Here is a 17,321-nt window from a genome sequence, read left to right as displayed (position 1 = left end):
GGGCGAGGTCATACGATGGACCGTGGAGGTCAAGGACTCCTCCGCCTCCGAGGTATTCTTCGTGGTCAAGAAGGGCGGAGTGACCGAAGTCAGCAGAGGCCGGGTCAGCCTCTCCCAGGGCAAGGGTCGAATCGAAGCCAGGCTCGACGAACCCGGCTGGCTGCTGGCCGAGGTGACGCTTCCCCCGGTCGATGGCAAGCGGCGGGTCAAGGCTCTGGGCGGCGCCTTGGTTTCGCCGGAGAAGCTGCGACCCGCCTCCAGGCGCCCGGACGATTTCGACGCCTTCTGGGAGAGCAAGCTCAAGGACCTGGCCGGCGTTCCCGCCAATCCGCAGCTCACCACCGGGGACAGCGGCAAGGCGGACCTCGAGTATCACAAGATCACCATGGACCACATTCGCGGCTCGCATATCCACGGCCAGCTCGCCCGGCCGAGGCAGGGAGAGAAGCTTCCGGCCATGCTCATCGTCCAGTGGGCAGGCGTGTACCCGCTGCAGAAGGAGTGGGTCACCGGCCGGGCGGCGGAAGGCTGGCTGGTTCTCAATATCAACGCTCACGATCTGCCCATCGATGAGCCGGAGCCATTCTACAAGGACCAGGGCACGGGGCCGCTCAAGGACTATCCCGCGATCGGAAATGACGATCGCGAAACCAGCTATTTCCTGCGGATGTACCTCTCCTGCTTCCGGGCGGCCCAGTACCTGACCGAACGGCCCGATTGGGACGGGAAAACCCTGGTCGTCACTGGCGGCAGCCAAGGCGGTCTGCAGTCGATCGTGACGGCCGCCCTGCATCCGAAGGTCACGGCCGTGCTCGCGTGTGTTCCGGCCGGTTGCGACCTGAACGGTCCGGAAGCGGAACGCCTTCCGGGCTGGCCGATGTGGTACTGGAAGACGAAGGACAAGAACGAGGCCAAGGTCCGCGATGCCGCCCGCTACTATGACGTGGTGCATTTCGCTTCGCGGGTGAAGTGCCCGGTGCTGGCCGGTATCGGGCTCATTGACACCACCTGCCCGCCGCCCGGCATCTTTGCCACGTGCAACGCTCTGCAGGGACCGACCGAGGTCGTCGTGCTCCCCTTGGCCGAACACGGTGAGACGCACGGCTCGCACCGCCCCTACTACACCCGTTTCGACGCGTGGAACAAGGCGCTGGTGAGAGGCGAGCGTGTCCCGGTGGAACCGTTCCGCACGAGTCAACAGTGATCGCTGCCGCACGGCGGCATGGGGGACGATCGTGCCGAGCCGGTGACCAGACCCAGTCAGAGCTGTGGGGCCTTCCCGGGTGCGTCCTGCCCAGGAATGCCTTTCGCGGTGCGGGACCGGATCGTGGAGTGCCGCTGACATGAACGGAGGCAAAATCTCTCGCTGGAGTCCCTTCTCCTGCCGGCCTCTGGCGATGCTCTCGACGGACCGGGAAGGTTCGCGGTAGGATGTGGCGAACAGGTCGGCGTCGGGCGCAACGGCAAGGGACCTGTCCTCGAGGTCATTTGGCCTCACACTGGATCAGACCGGAGCGGACAGACCATGAGAACCTCACCATTCCTCAGACTCGTCGGCTTGGGCTTGGGTGGCCTGAGTGCGGTGGCGGCCGTTTATGCGGCGGCCACCTTCCAGGGGCTGGGCTACAAGGGAACACCGATCATTCCCGGGACGCCCTGGTGTGTGCACGACGGCGAGCGACCACAGCCGCGGGTGGTGACGCCTGGAACCACGTTCAGCCACAACGCCCCCGCGCCGTCGGACGCGGTCATCCTCTTCGACGGCAAGGATTTTTCCAAGTGGCAGGGTGGCGACCACCAGCCCGCCCGGTGGACGGTCGAGAACGGCTGCATGGCCAGCGGCAAGGGCAACATCCGCACCCGGGAGAAGTGGTCCGACTTTCAACTGCACCTGGAGTTCGCCACGCCCCAGCGGGCCAGCGGCGACGGTCAGAGCCGCGGCAACAGCGGCGTGTTGATCAACGGGATGTACGAGGTCCAGGTGCTGGACTGCTTCAAGAACCCGACCTATCCCGACGGCCAGTGTGGGGCGATGTATGGCCAGGCACCTCCCCTGGTCAACGCCAGCAAGCCTCCAGGGGAATGGCAGACCTACGACATCGTCTTCGAGTCGCCGCGATGGGATGGCGATGCGAAGCTGGTCAAGAAGGCCAACGTCACGGTCATCCACAACGGTGCCGTGCTGCACCATCGGCATGAGTACTTCGGCGCCACCGACGGCATCAACGGCATGCCCCACCCATCGCTGGGGTATTATGGCAAGCCACATGCCCCCGAGGTCTTCATCGAATTGCAGGATCACGCCAATCCGGTGCGGTTCCGGAACATCTGGATCCGCAAGCTAGGCGAATACGATCAACCCGGCGGCAAGTAAGCTGCATCCCCCGAACCGGCACGCGGCCACGGATCCTGACCTGGCGAGAACAAGCCGGGGCCGCGGGGCTCTTCGACGCGCCCGCCCCTTGCGGTACGAGGCGTTACCGTCCATGATTCCGGGTATGGCATGCGTTGAAATTTCCATCCGGCGTACTTGCAGATGGCGGTGGAGATGATGGCGAGATTGAGCGGTCGGTGGCCCTCGTGGGCAAGAGCGTCGCTGCTTGGGGTCGCGCTGGCAGGCATGTTTGCGGCCACCGGCTGTGAGGACACGCGAACCGCCCGACCGAGAAGAGCGGCCGTCCGGCAAGCGCCGCGGCCACAACCGCCAGGGCAGCACCAGGTAGAGGACGTGGTAGCTCCGCCCGATCCCTTGAAGGTCTGGCCGCCCCAGGCCCTTTGGTTGGTGCGTCGGGCGTGGCAGTCACCCGCTGACATTACCTCGGTGATGCAGCAATGCCAGGAGGCGGGCTTCAATACGGTTCTCTTCCAGGTTCGCGGCAACGCGACCGCGTACTATGAATCGCCCTACGAACCGTGGGACGAGGAATACCGGGGCAAGCCTCCGCCGTTCGACCCCCTGGCGGTGGCCTGCACGGAGGCTCACCGCCGGGGCATGGCTCTGCACGCCTGGGTGAACGTGATGCCCGCATGGCACGGTGATGCGCCTCCGGCCGACGCCCGTCAACTCTACAACACGCATCCGGAGTGGTTTCTGCAAGATGAGCAGGGACGGCGCCAACCGTTGAGCGGACGATTCTACCTCAGTCTGAACCCGTGTCTGCCCGAGGTGCGCGAGTACCTGGTCAAGGTGTTCACCGACATCGTGCGGCGTTATCCGGTGGACGGCCTGCATCTCGACTACATCCGGATACCGTTGGACGAGGCCCCGAGGGGTAGCGATTACCCTCGCGACCGGCGTACGCTCGGTCTGTACGCCCAAGCGACCGGCAAACGTCCGGAACAGGACCGGGCGTCATGGAATCGCTGGCGCACCCAGCAGGTCACCCAGCTCGTCTGGCAGCTTCGCATCGCGATGAACCACACGCGTCCGGGCGTGCGCCTCACCGCCGCCTGCCTTCCGGATATGGAGCGTGCCCGTCAGGACTTCTTTCAAGATGCTCCTGCCTGGCTGATGCAGAGCCTGGTGGACCTGGTGTTCGTGATGAACTACACCGACAACCTGCCGGCTTTCCAGCGTCGCCAAAGCGAGTGGCTGCAAGCCACGGGTGGGGCGTGGATCGCCCCTGGAATCAGCCTTTCGGTGCCGGATCGCAAGACGGCCAAGGCGGTGGCCGATCAGGTCCGGCAAGCCCAGGCGTGGGGCCGGGGTTTCTGTGTCTTCTCGTCGACGGTGCTGTTCGCCGACAATGCCCATAGCCGGCAGTGCCGGGATGCCATTCGCCGGATCTTGAGGGGTGTGCCCGCTCGCTGAGTGGATCGACCGAGGGGCAAGAGTCGCCCGGAATCGGGGAACCGAGAGCCAAAGAGAAGGCCACGCATCGAGATGCGTGGCCTTTTCGTGTTCATGGATGAGAGAGAAGGAATCAGCGCATGCCGCGACCACCGCCGTAGCCGCCACGGCCGCCTCCGCCGCCTCCGCCGCCTCCGCCGCCGCCGCGGCCACCCCCGTAGCCACCGCGGCCGCCGCCACCAGGACCGCGACTCTCTCGCGGCTTCGCTTCGTTGACGGTCAGAGGCCGACCATTGTGGTCCTGACCATTGAGGGCTGTGATCGCCGCCTGGGCTTCCTCATCAGAGCCCATCTCGACGAAGCCAAAACCCTTGCTCCTGCCAGTCATGCGATCGCTGATCACCTCCGCGCTCTGCACGGTGCCGTGCGGAGCGAAAAGGTGCTCCAGATCGGAGCTGCTGACACTGTAAGGCAAGTTACCAACATACAACTTCGTGCCCATCGTGAGATCTCCTGTCCGAGGGCTTCTCTGGACCCGCTTTTTGCTTTCCGGGTCTGATATGAAAGGGGCCGCCGTCTCGGCCCAATACTGGTAGGAAGGCGACTGAGAACACGATCCGGACTTGTTCTTTCCACGTCTCGTACCCGACTCACATCGACGTACCAACCGTAGGGGTATTATACCCCCCCGGCTGGATGTGTACAGTCTATTTACGGAAAAATCGCACCCCGAGCTTGAGCTCTTGGGGGTCGGGCCGGCCACAGATATAATTTCTCCTGCCTTCGGCGACCCGCGACCGGGACGCCAGGGCAACCACCACACCCGCTTATCAGGGAGACCGGATATGAAATGGACGCTATGGATCGCCTGCCTGACCGCCACATTCGCCACGACTGCCGTCGCCGCAGACAAACCACAAGCCAAGAGACTGAGCCGCATCCTAGTGGTTACCGGACGTGACGTTCCCGCTCACCCTTGGCGGGAGACGACTCCGGCTCTTCGCGAAGCCCTGGAGAAGACCGGACAGTTCGAGGTCCTGGTCAGCGAGGAGCCCGCCGTCCTGGAGTCTTCGGTACTGGCCAGTTATGACGTCATCCTGCTCAACTACTACAACTGGGAACGCCCGGAAATCACCGACCAGGCCAAGGAGAACCTGCTGAAATTCGTCAAGAGCGGGAAGGGCTTGGTGTCCTTCCACTTCTCGGTCCGGGCTTGGGGCAAATGGGCGGAGTACCGGAAACTGATCGGGCGGATCTGGGTCGACGGCTCCGGTCATGGTCCCCGGGGCACGTTCAAGGTGAAAGTCGCCAATGCGGATCACTACATCACCCAGGGGCTGACCGATTTCGAGGCCGACGATGAGCTGTATGCCAAGCTGATCGGCGACACCCCCATCAACGTGCTGGTCGAAGCCTACTCCGAATGGAGCAAGAAGACCGAACCCATCGCCTGGACCTTGGACTACGGCCAGGGGCGGGTCTTCAACATCGTCCTGGGACATGACGCCAAGGCCTGCCGTCTGCCTCAGTTCGTGCAGCTCCTGCAGCGGGGCACGGCCTGGTCGGGCCGCCTGGACGGCCAGACGGAGAACACGAGCCAAGCCAAGTAGGCCGTCCAGCAGTCGTCCCCGGCCCTCGAGGCGACGACCTGCTAACTCAAGTGCAGACCGAAATCATCCGATGAGGAGCGATGACCGGGGAATCTACGCCCACGGTCCGCGTGATGTGGAGCCAAGGGGTGTCACTCCCCTAGGCAGAGGGTAAGCAGGCCATGTACGTATTGACCAAGCGGGCGGATCAGGTCCTCAAGATCGCCAAGGATATCGCTCAGGAATACCAGCAGAAGTACGTCGGAACCGAGCACGTTCTCCTCGCCCTGCTGCGGGAAGGTAGCGGCGAGGCGGCGAAGATGCTGGCGGCGCGCGGGCTGACCGAGGAGCGGGCGCGACAGGAGGTGGATCGGCTCATCAAGGAGCGCCTCCATGAGACTTGGGTTATGGGCCGACTCCCGGGCATCCCGCACTTCAAGGACATTCTGGCCCGAGCCCAGGAGGAAGCCCGCGGCCTGGGCAACTGGCAGATCGGCTCGCTACACCTGTTGCTGGCCTTGCTCGGCGAGAAAGGCTGCACGGGGCACAACGTCCTCCGGGCCATGGAGATCACGACCGACGATATTCGCAAGATGATGGTCCGGGGCGTCCCTGCTTGCCCGGGGGATTCCTACAAGTCGCCCCGCTGACGAGCCCATTCGATCGCTTTGGGGATTCCCGCGGTCAGCGGGGTCTGAGGCTCATAGCCGAGCAGTTGGCGGGCCTTGGAGATGTCGGCCACATAGCGGGTTACTTCGCCCGACCGGGCCGGCTCGTAGCGCACATCGGGTTTCTTGCCCAGGGCCAGAGCGATGATATTCACCGCGTCCACCAGCGTACTACCCTGTCCGTATGCGACGTTGATGGTCTGATTCGTGACCTTGCGGCCTACCAGGACGTCAATGCCCCGTGTGATTCCGGCGATGCAGTCGTCCACGTAGGTGAAGTCCAGCACCTTGTCTTTGCCATAGACGACGATCAGTTCTCCGCGGGAGATCTTCCGCATGAAGAGCGGCAGCACCCGTTCCATCCGTTCGATATCGTTGTCGTAGCGTCCATAGACGTTGCTGAACCGGAAGACGAGATAGGGCAGCTTGTAGCATTCGGCATAGGAGTAGATGAAGGCCTCGCCGGCGATCTTGCTGGCCGAGTAGGGGCTCTCGGCGACGACGAAATCGGCCGCCGCCTCCTCGGTCACGTGACGATGGATGTCGCCGTACACCTCGCGAGAACTGCCGAAGATGAACGGGATTCTGTTCTGGCGGGCATAGTCGAGGATGGCGAAGTTCATGGTCACGTTTTCGAGGGCTCGCGAAGGGCTCTGAACGAGTTCAAAGACCTTGGCGTGGGCCGCCAGATGAACAACAACGTCGAATGGCCCCTTTGGCAGGTCAGCGACCTTGGCAGTCAGGAGATCCAACTGACAGGCGGCGATGCGGTCGGTCCAGGCATTGGGCCTCCGGTCGATCCCGACCACCTTGTCGCCACGTTCCATGAGGGCCAGGGCCAGATTGGTGCCAATCTGTCCGCTCGATCCGGTGATAAGCACACGCATGCGGTTGCCACCTTCCTCGTCTGGAGATACAGGGCGAGAGTATAACCAGCATGGGGACGGGGAGCGAATTCAGGCCGCATCCGCGTTTCTCTTGGAGAGCACGGCGGCCCGGGAGATCTCGACGGAGGCCGCGACCGGCTGAGCCGATGTGAACGTCGGGTCAGCCAGCAGCAAGATCATTAGGGATACTAGAAGGGGTATGGGCTTGAGTGCCTCCATGACGCGTCTGCCTCGCTTCCCTTCGGCGGAGTGACCGGTTTGAGCCAGATCCCGGTGCGCGGCCGGATCGCGTTCGGCCATTGTACGGTGTCTCCGGCAGAACCGCTGAGTCCCGGCAGAACAAGGGTATGATGACAGGGGGGACTCGCTCGCCAGGAGCCCCCCGCGGGTGAGAGGAAGGCCCCTGCACGAGGCCGGAAAGGAGATCGATGGCGACGGATGCCATGATGAGGACCGGCCTAGGCGGCAGCCGGATCCTGTTTCGTGGGTTGCACGAACGGGCGGGCCTGCTTGGTGATGAGCTTTGCCGGGCTGTTGTGCGGGGCAGTTGGCGGCCGAGAGCCGGATTCACCATAACCTCATTAGGTAGTTAGTTTTACGGTCATATTCATCCTCGCATCGATTGGGCGTGGGCCCACTGGGGTGAACGTCGGCGGTGGCGATTTGCCCCCCGAGACAGAATCTGGTATCCTACGAGGTTCTCGCACCCCGGCCCGGCCGGGGCCGGGCGTACTATTGGTGCGTCGGTCCGACCTGGGAGATTGAGACAGGCCTGACGAAGTGGTCGGGCGGCGGGGTGTGCGGAAGGATCGCTGGCACAAGGGAGCAGTGCATGGTACGCATTCGGCTGAAACGCACGGGTCGCGCTCACAAACTATCGTTCCGGGTGACGGCCGTCGATGTCCGCAGGTCGCGTGACGGCCGGGTCATTGAGGAACTGGGGTTCTACAACCCCGCTCACCGCCGGGAGGAGTGGCGGTGCAACCTGAAGATGGATCGAATCCGATACTGGCTGAGCGTGGGCGCCCAGCCGAGCGAGACGGTGAGGAATCTGTTGCAGAAGACGACCCCGGCGGAGCCCGCCAAGGCATAAGGCGTACGCCGTGCGGATCGACGTGCTGAGCCTGTTCCCGGAAGCGCTGGAGCCGTTTTTCGAGGCCAGCATCATTGGGCGAGCTCGGCAGAGTGGGATTGCCCGCATTCACTGCACGGACATACGCTGTTTCGCGGGGAACCGGCACCAGAAGGTTGATGATCGGCCGTTCGGTGGCGGTCCCGGCATGGTGATGATGTGCTCGCCGGTTTTTGAGGCGGTGGCGAAAGTGGAGAGTGAGGATCCGGTCCCGGCGACGCGAATCCTGCTGACGCCCCAAGGAGAACGACTGACGCAGCGGGTAGCCCGGGAACTGGCTCGTCGGCCCAGGCTCCTGATCATCTGCGGGCATTACGAGGGATTCGACGAGAGGATTCGCCTGGGCTTGGCTCCCAGGGAGATTTCGATAGGGGATTATGTACTGAGCGGTGGTGAAGCAGCCGCCATGGTATTGGTGGACGCGGTGGTTCGGTTGCTGCCCGGAGCGGTGGGCGACGAGGAGTCGATCGAAGACGAGTCGTTCTCTCACGGCCTGCTGGAGTATCCGCAGTACACCCGGCCGCGGACGTTCAGGGGCATGGAAGTGCCGGAGGTTCTGATCAGCGGTGACCATGCCCGGATCGAGGAATGGCGGAGAAGTGAATCGGCTCGCCGGACCCGCGAGCGCCGCCCGGACTTGCTGGAAGAGAAAGGTCAGACCCAGGACACGGACTGAGAACAAGGCCCTCGCCGGCCATCTGTCCGCGGAGGAACGACATCATGCTGCATCCGTTAATCAAGGCCGTTGAGGACAAGGCCCGCCAGCCGAAGCCGCCGTCGTTTGACATCGGCGACCGGGTCAAGGTTCACGTACGCATCGTCGAGGGCGACAAGCACCGTATCCAGCCATACGAGGGTGATGTCATCGCCCGTCGCGGCAAAGGCATGGGCGAGTCGTTCACCGTGCGGCGCATCGTGAATAACGAGGGTGTCGAGCGTATCTTCCCGCTTCATTCGCCCAAGATCGCCAAGGTCGAGCTAGTTCGCTCCGGTCATGTCCGCAGGGCGAAGCTCTACTACCTGCGCGACCGCGTCGGCAAGGCCCGTCGCGTGAAGGACCGCAAGCGGACCGCCGCGGGCAAGAGCGAAGGGACGACCGAGGCGGTGGGCACTCAGAGCTGACCCGCCAGCGCCGTCGTCACCGTCCGGCGAACCATCCCGGAGCACACCCTGACCGAAGCCGGTGTGCTCTTCCTGTTGAGCAACGGCCCGCGATCGATCATCATGGCCCGCCATGGACGACCGAGCCGAACTGGGCCAAGCCGGCGAGAGACGCGCGGCCCGCTTTCTGCGCCAACTGGGCTACCGGCTGGTCGCCCGCAACTATCGTTGCCCGCTGGGCGAGATCGACCTGGTCGTCCTGGACCGGCACATCATCGTGTTCGTCGAGGTCAAGACCCGCACCAGTGACGAGTTCGCGGCCCCGGAGGACGCGGTGACGCTCGAGAAGCAGCGCAGACTGAGCCGCAGTGCCCGGTTCTTCATTCGCCAGACCCGCTCCAGCGGCCGCCCGTGCCGGTTCGACGTGGTGGCCATCACGCTCGACGATGCCGGCCGGATGTCGGTCAAGCACTTCAAGAGCGCGTTTGTGGTCCAGACGTGAGATCTATATGGAGCTTTTTGACACCCACTGCCACCTGACCTTCGCCGACCTGGCCGCCCGAACCGGGGAGGTCGTCGCTCGTGCCATCGCAGCCGGTGTCACCCGTTTCATCACGGTGGCGGGCGGATCGCAGGAGGCCTGCACGGCGATCGGGCTTCACCAGAAGCACACCCATCTCTGGGTGGCCGCCGGAATTCACCCCCACGAGGCCGCCAAGGCCGATTGGGAGGAGCTCGCCCGGCTTGCGGCCCTGTGGAAGGAGCGTCCCGAGATCGTGGCGGCCGGCGAGATCGGCTTGGACTACCACTACGGCTTCAGCCCGTGCGATGTGCAGCGGTCGGTCTTCATGCGGCAGCTCGAGCTGGCCCGAACCACCGGACTCCCCATCATCATTCACTCCCGCGAGGCTCACGGCGATGTGGTACGCATCCTGCTGGACCAGGGATATGCCGGCCGGCGGGTCGTGTTCCACTGCTTTAGCGGCACGCCGGAACAGGCCGTCGAGCTCCGATCGCACGGATGGTGGACGTCCTTCACCGGCGTCATCACCTTCAAGAAGGCCGACGTCTCGCGCCGGGTCTGCGTTGAGACGCCCGTCGATCAGCTCATGTTCGAGACCGACTCGCCCTACCTGTCCCCCGAGCCGGTGCGCGGCATGAAGCCCAACGAGCCCAGGAACCTGCTTCACACCGTCCGATTCGCGGCCGAACTCATGGGCATGGAACTCGACGACCTGGCCGCGGCAAGTACGGCGAACGCGGAGAGGTTCTTTGGCCTGGATCAGCGAGCCTGTAGCCAGTAGAGGTAGACGCCGATCGCCAGTCCGATCAGGGTGCCGAAGAAGAGCAGGATCTTGATCGCCAGGACATTCCGGTTCAGCCGTCTCACCTGCGTCGGGTCGTTCGCGTAGGAGCGCAGGCGGCTGACACGGTTGCTGATGCTCGAGTGTCGCCAACTGCGGGCGTCAACCGGGATCCCGTTGAGATTGGCGATGCTCTCGAGGGTCTTGGCGAACACCTCAACACCGGTGGCACAGACGGCCAGGGCAGTCAACGCCGGCGGATCAGGATCGGGACCGCTGCGTATGGCCGTGCCGTGGAACAGGCACGGTTGATCGCACTCCTCGGCCGGCGGCGTGATGCTGCGTGCGCCGAACAAGTCGGACTGCCACTCGAAACGTCGAGAGACGATACCGAAGCCCAGGACCCAGATCAGGATGATCATCGCCATGGCGACCACCTGGAAGTAGTCCTGCAATCCTGACCGGTTATGGAGCAGCTGGGGCCAGATCTGCACGGCAAGATGGATCACCCCGCCGACGGCCAGCATGCTCGCCATGGTGAAAAGCAGGTAGAACAGCATGTGGTGATGCCTGACGTGACCGACCTCATGGCCGAACACCGCCTCGATCTTGCGGTCCTCCATCATCTCGATCAGACCGTCGGAAAGCAGGACGTACCGGAGCGGGCGGACAATTCCCATCACTGCCGCGTTAACCACCATGCCGTCGCTCTCCCAAATCAGGATCTCGCGAGAGCGAAATCCGGCCCGGAGCGACATCGCCTCGAGCCGTTCTCGCAGGTCGCCAGCGGGCAACGGCCGGGTGTGCCAGATATGGCGGAGAGCGACGGGAGCGAACAGAAACACAACCCCGGCAATCAGCACGAGCAGCGCCTGGTCACCCCAGGCCACGCGGGTGAACCGCCGAACCCAATCCGCACGTTCAGCGACAAAATCGTTCGCGATCAGGATCGGCAGCATCGGGATGAGGATGATCAGCACGTTCTGCCGGATCATGAAGGAAAGGAATGCTCGTCGATTCCACACCGGTCGCATGGGCACCGACGCCAGGAGGCGCCGATCCATGGCCACTTCGCGCACCGCCCGATCGGCCGGGTAGAGGACAAACCACGACAGGACAACACCCAGGAAGAACGGGGCCAGCAGAACAAGCTCGTCGAGCCCGTAGAGCGATCCGACCACCGGCCAGCTACGAACCAGCGGCCCCCAGCCGGTACCATAGAGCAGGAAACACAGCTCCGCGACCAGAACGCCGCGAATTGCCGTTCCGCCCTGCGACAGACGTTCCTGGGCGTCGGGCAGCCAGGCAGGGTTTACCTCCAGGCGGTGGAGGACCAGCCGGACGTAGAGCCAGGCGACCAGGGCTGGAAGAAGCACCTGCGCTGCGACTGTCGCCCAGATCACTTCCGGCCTGGCTACCGTCTGCCACGGAGGTCCATTCAGTGGAACGCTCAGGGCGATGGCGAAGGCGACAAAGACGATGATCTGCATTAGGCCCCCAGCGAGACGAACCGGCAACCGGCTTGAACGTGGCGGCCGTTGACGAAATCCTGCCAGCCCATGGGGCGTTTGCCGGCCGGCTGGAGACTGTGAATCTCGAGCGTCCCGGAGCCGGTAGCCACGGTCAGAATGGGCGTGACCGTCCCCGGGGGAGCATCGACGGGCACCGGCGTCGCCGTCGCGGAGATCAGGGTCACCTCGACCGGCCGCCCCTCCGAGCCGACGTACTGGCAGCGAGCCCCGGGCCAGGGCCACAATGCCCGGCAACGGCGAGCGATCGACTCGGCGGGCTCATGGAACCGCAGCAAACCGTCGGCCTTCGAGAGCTTCGGGGCCCGGGTCGCCTGGGCTTCGTCCTGCGGCTTGCCCTCCGGCAGACGATCGCCGGAGAACAGCTTGAACGCGGCGTCCATCGCGTCGCAACCTATGGCCGCCAACCGCCCGTGCAACTCCTCCTGAGTCTCGTAGGGACCGATGGCCGTCTCCCGCTGCACCAGGACTGGTCCGGCATCCATTCGATCGACCAGGCGGAAAACACTGACCCCCGTCTTCCGCTCACCGGACAGGATGGCGTGCGCCACCGGGGCCGCCCCGCGGTACTTGGGCAACAGTGACCCATGCAGATTGATGCACGCGCTCGGAAAAACGGAGCGGACCTCGGCCCGGAGTTTCTGGCCGAAGTCGATCACGACGCCGAGATCGGGTCTGAGACGGCGGAGGCTCTCGACGCACTCGGTCGTGTTGACGTCCTCACAACGGACGAGATGCATGCCGTCCTGGGCCGCCCGTGCGGCCACAGGTGTAGGGAGGAGCTGCTTACCCCGACCGGCCGGCCGGTCAGGCTGAGTCACGACCAGCACGACCTCGTGCGGGCTGTTGCCCAGCCAGCGCAGGCTTGGCACGGCGAAGTCACCAGCCCCGAAGAAAACCACGCGCATGTATCAGACTCCTGACGCTCCCCTTGCCGCAACGCCATGATAACGTCACTGAAGCCCGGTCACCACGGGGAAGTTTTCGAGGACCTGCCGCAGGCAACTCGCCATCGCCGCCTGATGGTTCTTGGCATCGGCAACCTGGTACACTCGCATCGTGGGGTCGCCGGGGGCCTCCTTCCATCGGGTCACGGCCCGGTTGTCGATTTCGACGCGAACGGGAATGAACCTGAAGACCTCCGCCAGCTGGCCGCCAGCCGGCGCCGAGCGGGCGGCCACCCACCGGTCACCGACGCGGTAGATGGAGCGCCCGGCCGCGTCCAGGATCGAGGCCGTGCTCCACATGTTCCGGTCCTGCTCCATCAGGATGTGGCGCCAAGGGCGGAGATCCATGGCCAACGCGGCCATCGGGTCGATCTCGCCGGGCGGCACACGTTGCAGGGCGTAGATGAAGAAGTTGAGCAGGCCGGCGGGCATGCTCTCCAGGACATCCTTGTGCTTGAAGACCCAGTGGGTGCTCAGGTTCACGTTCGTCGGCTGACACGGACACCAGGAGATGGGCAGGCCGGAGCGCATCAACCCGACGTACGAGAGGGGGTCGAGTCGCACGTTCCACTCGCGTTCATCTCCCTTGAGGCCGCCGGCGTTCACGTACAGGCGGGAGATCTTCTTGCGCAGCAGCTCCGGCTCGCGGTTGAACGCCGCGCAGACGTCGCGCTCGCTGCCGAGGGTATTGAGGATGACCGGCTCGGACGACTCGCGGAGCACCTTGAGCAACAACTCGATGGCGCCCTGATCCTCTTTCGGCTGATCAAGTCCCTTGTCGTCAGGGGACTTGAGGGCAACGCTCAGGCCGGCGGCAGAAGGCACACGGCGCCCGGTGAGCTTGTTGAGCTGCTCTACAGGCAGGCGGCCGGAGCGCAGTTTCTGCCGGTCACCCAGATCGAGCAGGATCGCCCTGATGTCGAGTTCCTCAAGGGCATAGGCTGTGGCCAGGTCAAAATGATCGTCCGGATCTTCGTGCGGATGCAGCAAGTCGGTGCTGTGGATGTAGGGCACGCGCGTCCTGGGCGGCTCGGCATGGCTGGTGACGGGAATCAGCATCCAGATCAAGAGAGGACACGAGGCGATCACGCGCCGCAAGAGGACCGTTCTCATCGCAGCATCCCCTGAAAAAGGGGGATTGTATGCCGAGCCCGGAATGGAGCATAGGGAAACAAAGGTACTCGGCGAGGAGTCGGGGGCCGGCCGGCTCTTCAATTCGCTTTCATTTCCCAGGTTTCCGGGCCGTTGAGCAACTTCTGGAGATCGGGCTCGCCCTTCTCCTTGGTCAGCCGCTGGATCTGCTCCTCGATCAGCTCGTTGTAGACCGCCTGCTCGATATCCCGGAAGACTCCGATGGGCTCGGGGTAGTCCGGGTAGCGCAGGCGGCTGAGGAGGAACGCCAGGGCCGGCGAGGTAGCTTTCTCGTCATGAATCAGGAGGTCATAGATGCTGGCTCCGTCATCGCCCAGTTTGACAACTTCCGGCCGGTAGTCGCGGCGAAGGCGAACGCCCTTGTCCTTGTTCTTCCCGAAGATCAGAGCCTTGCCGTGCTCGAGCTCGACGATGTTGTCGTCGCGCGTCTCGCGGTCGGTGGCGTGATTGAACGCCTCGTTGTTGAAGATGTTGCAGTTCTGATAGATCTCGACAAAAGCCATTCCGTGGTGCTTGGACGCCCGTTCGAGAGTGTACTGGAGATGGGCGGGATACATATCCACGGTGCGGGCGACGAAGGTGGCCTCCGCGCCGATGGCGAAGGAGCAGGGATTGATGCTGGCTCCGACGGAGCCGAACGGCGTCGACACGGTCCTCTTGTTTCGTTCCGAGGTCGGCGACACCTGCCCCTTGGTCAGGCCGTAGATTCGGTTGTTGAACATGAGGATCTTGATGTTGAGATTGCGGCGGATCGAGTGGAGCAAATGATTGCCGCCGATGGACAGGCCGTCACCGTCACCGGTGATCACCCAGATCTCGAGATCCGGGCGGGCCAGCCGCAGACCCGTTGCCAGGGCCGGGGCCCGTCCATGGATGCCGTGGATCCCGTAGGTGTTCATGTAGTACGGCAACCGGCTGGAGCAGCCGATCCCGGAGACGAACACCACGTTGTCTGGGTCCTTGCCCAGATTGCTGAACGCCTTCTTGATCTGGGCCAGGATGGAGTAGTCGCCACAGCCTGGGCACCAGCGGATTTCCTGGCTGCTTCCGTAGTCCTTGGGCTGCAGATTAACCACCGGCAAGGTCGCGGTATCGGACATGTCAATGATCCCCCTTGAGGGTCTGCTGAATCCTGAGCACCAGCTCGGCCACGGTAAAGGGCCGGCCCTGCATCTTGTCGATCCCGACGGCGTCAACCAGGTAGGTGGCGCGAAGAAGCATGTTCAACTGGCCCATATTGAGCTCAGGAACAAGGATCTTTCGGAACCCCCGGAGAAGCGTGCCGAGATTGCGGGGCATGGGGTTCAGGTGGCGGACGTGAATGTGGGAGACGCTCAGGCCGGCCTCTCTGGCCCGCTCGACGGCGGTCCGAACCGAGCCAAAGGTGCCGCCCCAGCTGACCAGGACGAGGTCGCCGTGATCGTCGCCGTAGATGGCCTGATCCGGAATGCTCTCGGCCACCTTGGCGATCTTGGCCGCCCTGAACCGGCACATGCGCTCATGATTCACCGGGTCGTAGGACACACGACCGGTGAGGTCTTCCTTCTCCAATCCGCCGACCCGATGGGCCAGCCCCCGGGTCCCGGGCAGCGCCCACGGACGGGCGAGCTCCGCGTTGCGCGAGTAAGGATTGAAGCCCTCGGGATCGGTGGCGTGGACCACGGGAATCCTGGGCAGATCCTCGACCCGGGGCACACGCCACGGCTCCGATCCATTGGCCAGGTAGCCATCGCTGAGCATGATCACGGGAGTCATGTATCTGACCGCGATCTGGAACGCCTCAAACGCTGTCCAGAAGCAGTCCGAGGGTGACTGGGCGGCGAGAATGGGCAGCGGGCACTCGCCGTGGCGCCCGCCGACAGCCTGGAGCAGGTCGGCCTGCTCGGTCTTGGTGGGCAAACCGGTGCTCGGCCCGGCCCGCTGGACATTGATGATCACGACCGGCAACTCGAGCATGACCGCGAGGCCAAGAGCCTCGCTTTTGAGGGCCATGCCCGGCCCGCTCGTGCCGGTGGCGGCCATGGCCCCCCCATACGCCGCCCCGATCGCCGCACACATCGCGGCAATCTCGTCCTCAGCCTGGAACACCTTCACCTGGAAGTTCTTGTGCTTGACCAGTTCGTGGAGGATGTCGCTGGCCGGAGTAATCGGGTAGCCGGTGTAGAAGAGCCGCTTGCCGGCCTGCCACGCGGCGGCGACCAGACCGTAGGCGGTCGCGTCGTTTCCCCTGATCTTGCGGTAGACGCCTGGTTCCTGCCTGGCGGGGGGAATTCGATAGTGAACCTGAAAGAGCTCGGTGGTGTTGCCATAGTTGAAGCCCGCCCGAAGAGCCAACTCGTTGGCCTGGCGAAGCTTCTCGTCCTTGCCGAACTTCTCCTGAAGCCACCGGAGGGTTGGGGCCAGGGGACGCTCATACAACCAATAGGTCAGTCCCAGGGCGAAGATGTTCTTGCAGCGTTCCGCATCTTTGTGCTTGAGCCCCACGTCCTTGACGCAGTCCAGCGTCAGCCGGGTCATGGGCACCTTGTGCAGGTGGTAGCCGGCCAACTCGTCGCCCTCAAGCGGGTCTTTCTCGTAACCTGCCTGTTTGATGGTCTGGGGCGTGAACGCGTCGGAGTTGACGATGAGATGGCCGCCCCGCTCGAGATCGCCGAGGTTGACTTTGAGGGCTGCCGGGTTCATCGCCACCAGGGTCTGGACGGTATCTCCGGGCGTGAATATCTCGGTGCTGGCGAAGTTGATCTGGAAGCCGGAGACCCCGGCGAGACTCCCGGCCGGAGCACGGATCTCGGCGGGAAAGTCCGGCAGGGTGGCCAGATCGTTGCCCACCAATGCGGTCGCGTTGGTGAACTGGGTTCCGACCACCTGCATGCCGTCGCCGGAATCGCCGGCGAAGCGGACGATCGCACTCTTGAGGTCTTCCAGGTTCTTGGCCGCAGCGGCCTGCTCGATTTGGGTGTCCAGTCTCGTCACGGTTGTCTGACGCTGACGACCGGGTGCGTGGGGGATCGCGGTGGTCGCCGAAGCGCCCTCCCTTGTCTGCTGCAGGGCAGCGGGCGACTGCTCACGAGACCACGTATCCCGCGGCGGACTTCCGCGCCGTCCCCTACGGATTCCATCTGAAGGTCACACGCAATGCGAATACCAAAAACCAACATTAGGATAACTTATTAGCCGGCCGCTGCAAACCGGCCGCCACCGGAGTATAGGAGCGGTGGGCGG

General features: G+C 64.0%; 18 protein-coding genes. 10 read left to right on the top strand and 8 right to left on the bottom strand.

What is annotated here, in order from left to right; all coding sequences use genetic code 11:
- The 3 genes from KA354_19965 to KA354_19955 form a co-directional block, all read left to right on the top strand.
- On the top strand, positions 1–1,204 hold a 1,204-nt coding region (locus tag KA354_19965; protein ID MBP7936925.1), incomplete at its 5' end, for an acetylxylan esterase.
- 321 nt (positions 1,205–1,525) lie between these two features.
- A complete protein-coding gene (locus tag KA354_19960; GenBank protein MBP7936924.1) occupies positions 1,526–2,374 on the top strand; it encodes a DUF1080 domain-containing protein in 849 nt (282 codons plus the stop codon).
- A gap of 354 nt (positions 2,375–2,728) precedes the next feature.
- The gene (locus KA354_19955; protein MBP7936923.1) at positions 2,729–3,811 is read left to right on the top strand and encodes a family 10 glycosylhydrolase; all 1,083 of its coding nucleotides are present in this window, start codon (positions 2,729–2,731) and stop codon (positions 3,809–3,811) included.
- Positions 3,812–3,923: 112 nt separating this feature from the next.
- Here KA354_19955 and KA354_19950 read toward each other — a convergent pair whose 3' ends face one another.
- Entirely contained in the window at positions 3,924–4,292 is a 369-nt protein-coding gene (locus KA354_19950) for an RNA-binding protein (GenBank protein MBP7936922.1), read from the bottom strand.
- A gap of 343 nt (positions 4,293–4,635) precedes the next feature.
- On the opposite strand from KA354_19950, the gene KA354_19945 reads away from it, so the two are divergent.
- Together KA354_19945 and KA354_19940 are read left to right on the top strand one after the other, a co-directional pair.
- A complete protein-coding gene (locus KA354_19945) occupies positions 4,636–5,400 on the top strand; it encodes a ThuA domain-containing protein (protein ID MBP7936921.1) in 765 nt (254 codons plus the stop codon).
- A 161-nt stretch (positions 5,401–5,561) separates the two neighbouring features.
- Positions 5,562–6,029: a Clp protease N-terminal domain-containing protein gene (locus KA354_19940; protein MBP7936920.1), complete on the top strand. Its 468-nt coding sequence runs from the start codon at positions 5,562–5,564 to the stop codon at positions 6,027–6,029.
- On the opposite strand, the gene KA354_19935 is transcribed toward KA354_19940, so the two are convergent.
- Positions 6,011–6,934 (bottom strand): NAD(P)-dependent oxidoreductase, encoded by a 924-nt coding sequence (locus tag KA354_19935; GenBank protein MBP7936919.1) that lies wholly within the window; start codon positions 6,932–6,934, stop codon positions 6,011–6,013. The two genes, KA354_19940 and KA354_19935, sit on opposite strands and share 19 nt — an antisense overlap.
- Before the next feature lie 69 nt (positions 6,935–7,003).
- A complete protein-coding gene (locus KA354_19930) occupies positions 7,004–7,153 on the bottom strand; it encodes a hypothetical protein (GenBank protein MBP7936918.1) in 150 nt (49 codons plus the stop codon).
- A gap of 613 nt (positions 7,154–7,766) precedes the next feature.
- Here KA354_19930 and rpsP point away from each other — a divergent pair.
- The 5 genes from rpsP to KA354_19905 all read left to right on the top strand — a co-directional run bounded on the left by rpsP (position 7,767) and on the right by KA354_19905 (position 10,471).
- Entirely contained in the window at positions 7,767–8,027 is a 261-nt protein-coding gene (rpsP, locus tag KA354_19925; protein ID MBP7936917.1) for a 30S ribosomal protein S16, read from the top strand.
- Between the two features lie 10 nt (positions 8,028–8,037).
- Positions 8,038–8,742, top strand: a complete 705-nt coding sequence (trmD, locus tag KA354_19920) for a tRNA (guanosine(37)-N1)-methyltransferase TrmD (protein ID MBP7936916.1) — start codon at positions 8,038–8,040, stop codon at positions 8,740–8,742.
- A gap of 44 nt (positions 8,743–8,786) precedes the next feature.
- Positions 8,787–9,188, top strand: coding sequence for a 50S ribosomal protein L19 (gene rplS / locus KA354_19915; protein ID MBP7936915.1), 402 nt, complete (start codon positions 8,787–8,789; stop codon positions 9,186–9,188).
- A gap of 112 nt (positions 9,189–9,300) precedes the next feature.
- The gene (locus tag KA354_19910; GenBank protein ID MBP7936914.1) at positions 9,301–9,669 is read left to right on the top strand and encodes a YraN family protein; all 369 of its coding nucleotides are present in this window, start codon (positions 9,301–9,303) and stop codon (positions 9,667–9,669) included.
- A 7-nt stretch (positions 9,670–9,676) separates the two neighbouring features.
- Positions 9,677–10,471: a TatD family hydrolase gene (locus KA354_19905; protein ID MBP7936913.1), complete on the top strand. Its 795-nt coding sequence runs from the start codon at positions 9,677–9,679 to the stop codon at positions 10,469–10,471.
- Here KA354_19905 and KA354_19900 read toward each other — a convergent pair.
- From KA354_19900 to KA354_19880, 5 genes are all read right to left on the bottom strand, one after another.
- Positions 10,450–11,961: a M48 family metalloprotease gene (locus tag KA354_19900; protein ID MBP7936912.1), complete on the bottom strand. Its 1,512-nt coding sequence runs from the start codon at positions 11,959–11,961 to the stop codon at positions 10,450–10,452. The two genes, KA354_19905 and KA354_19900, sit on opposite strands and share 22 nt — an antisense overlap.
- Positions 11,961–12,908 (bottom strand): methionyl-tRNA formyltransferase, encoded by a 948-nt coding sequence (gene fmt / locus KA354_19895; GenBank protein MBP7936911.1) that lies wholly within the window; start codon positions 12,906–12,908, stop codon positions 11,961–11,963. The genes KA354_19900 and fmt overlap by 1 nt, the downstream gene beginning before the upstream one ends.
- Positions 12,909–12,953: 45 nt before the next feature.
- Positions 12,954–14,060 (bottom strand): nucleoside hydrolase, encoded by a 1,107-nt coding sequence (locus tag KA354_19890; protein MBP7936910.1) that lies wholly within the window; start codon positions 14,058–14,060, stop codon positions 12,954–12,956.
- A 98-nt stretch (positions 14,061–14,158) separates the two neighbouring features.
- Complete coding sequence (locus tag KA354_19885; protein ID MBP7936909.1) at positions 14,159–15,199, bottom strand: 2-oxoacid:ferredoxin oxidoreductase subunit beta; 1,041 nt, start codon at positions 15,197–15,199, stop codon at positions 14,159–14,161.
- A gap of 1 nt (position 15,200) precedes the next feature.
- Positions 15,201–16,970 carry a 2-oxoacid:acceptor oxidoreductase subunit alpha gene (locus tag KA354_19880; GenBank protein ID MBP7936908.1) on the bottom strand — a complete coding sequence of 590 codons (1,770 nt, stop codon included), beginning with the start codon at positions 16,968–16,970 and terminating at the stop codon, positions 15,201–15,203.
- Positions 16,971–17,321 lie beyond the last annotated feature (351 nt).

Source organism: Phycisphaerae bacterium (genome assembly GCA_018003015.1).
Taxonomy (GTDB): Bacteria; Planctomycetota; Phycisphaerae; order UBA1845; family PWPN01; genus JAGNEZ01.
The sequence above is the reverse complement of the archived record's forward strand: the minus strand, read 5'-3'. Positions and strand labels throughout refer to the sequence as shown.

Excerpts from the sequence above, each read along its gene's own strand:
- KA354_19960 (MBP7936924.1), top strand. The coding sequence starts at position 1,526 with ATGAGAACCTCACCATTCCTCAGACTCGTCGGCTTGGGCTTGGGTGGC.
- KA354_19950 (MBP7936922.1), bottom strand. The coding sequence starts at position 4,292 with ATGGGCACGAAGTTGTATGTTGGTAACTTGCCTTACAGTGTCAGCAGC.
- KA354_19945 (MBP7936921.1), top strand. The coding sequence starts at position 4,636 with ATGAAATGGACGCTATGGATCGCCTGCCTGACCGCCACATTCGCCACG.
- KA354_19940 (MBP7936920.1), top strand. The coding sequence starts at position 5,562 with ATGTACGTATTGACCAAGCGGGCGGATCAGGTCCTCAAGATCGCCAAG.
- KA354_19935 (MBP7936919.1), bottom strand. The coding sequence starts at position 6,934 with ATGCGTGTGCTTATCACCGGATCGAGCGGACAGATTGGCACCAATCTG.
- KA354_19930 (MBP7936918.1), bottom strand. The coding sequence starts at position 7,153 with ATGGAGGCACTCAAGCCCATACCCCTTCTAGTATCCCTAATGATCTTG.
- rpsP (MBP7936917.1), top strand. The coding sequence starts at position 7,767 with ATGGTACGCATTCGGCTGAAACGCACGGGTCGCGCTCACAAACTATCG.
- rplS (MBP7936915.1), top strand. The coding sequence starts at position 8,787 with ATGCTGCATCCGTTAATCAAGGCCGTTGAGGACAAGGCCCGCCAGCCG.
- KA354_19910 (MBP7936914.1), top strand. The coding sequence starts at position 9,301 with ATGGACGACCGAGCCGAACTGGGCCAAGCCGGCGAGAGACGCGCGGCC.
- KA354_19905 (MBP7936913.1), top strand. The coding sequence starts at position 9,677 with ATGGAGCTTTTTGACACCCACTGCCACCTGACCTTCGCCGACCTGGCC.
- KA354_19900 (MBP7936912.1), bottom strand. The coding sequence starts at position 11,961 with ATGCAGATCATCGTCTTTGTCGCCTTCGCCATCGCCCTGAGCGTTCCA.
- fmt (MBP7936911.1), bottom strand. The coding sequence starts at position 12,908 with ATGCGCGTGGTTTTCTTCGGGGCTGGTGACTTCGCCGTGCCAAGCCTG.
- KA354_19890 (MBP7936910.1), bottom strand. The coding sequence starts at position 14,060 with ATGAGAACGGTCCTCTTGCGGCGCGTGATCGCCTCGTGTCCTCTCTTG.
- KA354_19885 (MBP7936909.1), bottom strand. The coding sequence starts at position 15,199 with ATGTCCGATACCGCGACCTTGCCGGTGGTTAATCTGCAGCCCAAGGAC.
- KA354_19880 (MBP7936908.1), bottom strand. The coding sequence starts at position 16,970 with ATGCAGGTGGTCGGAACCCAGTTCACCAACGCGACCGCATTGGTGGGC.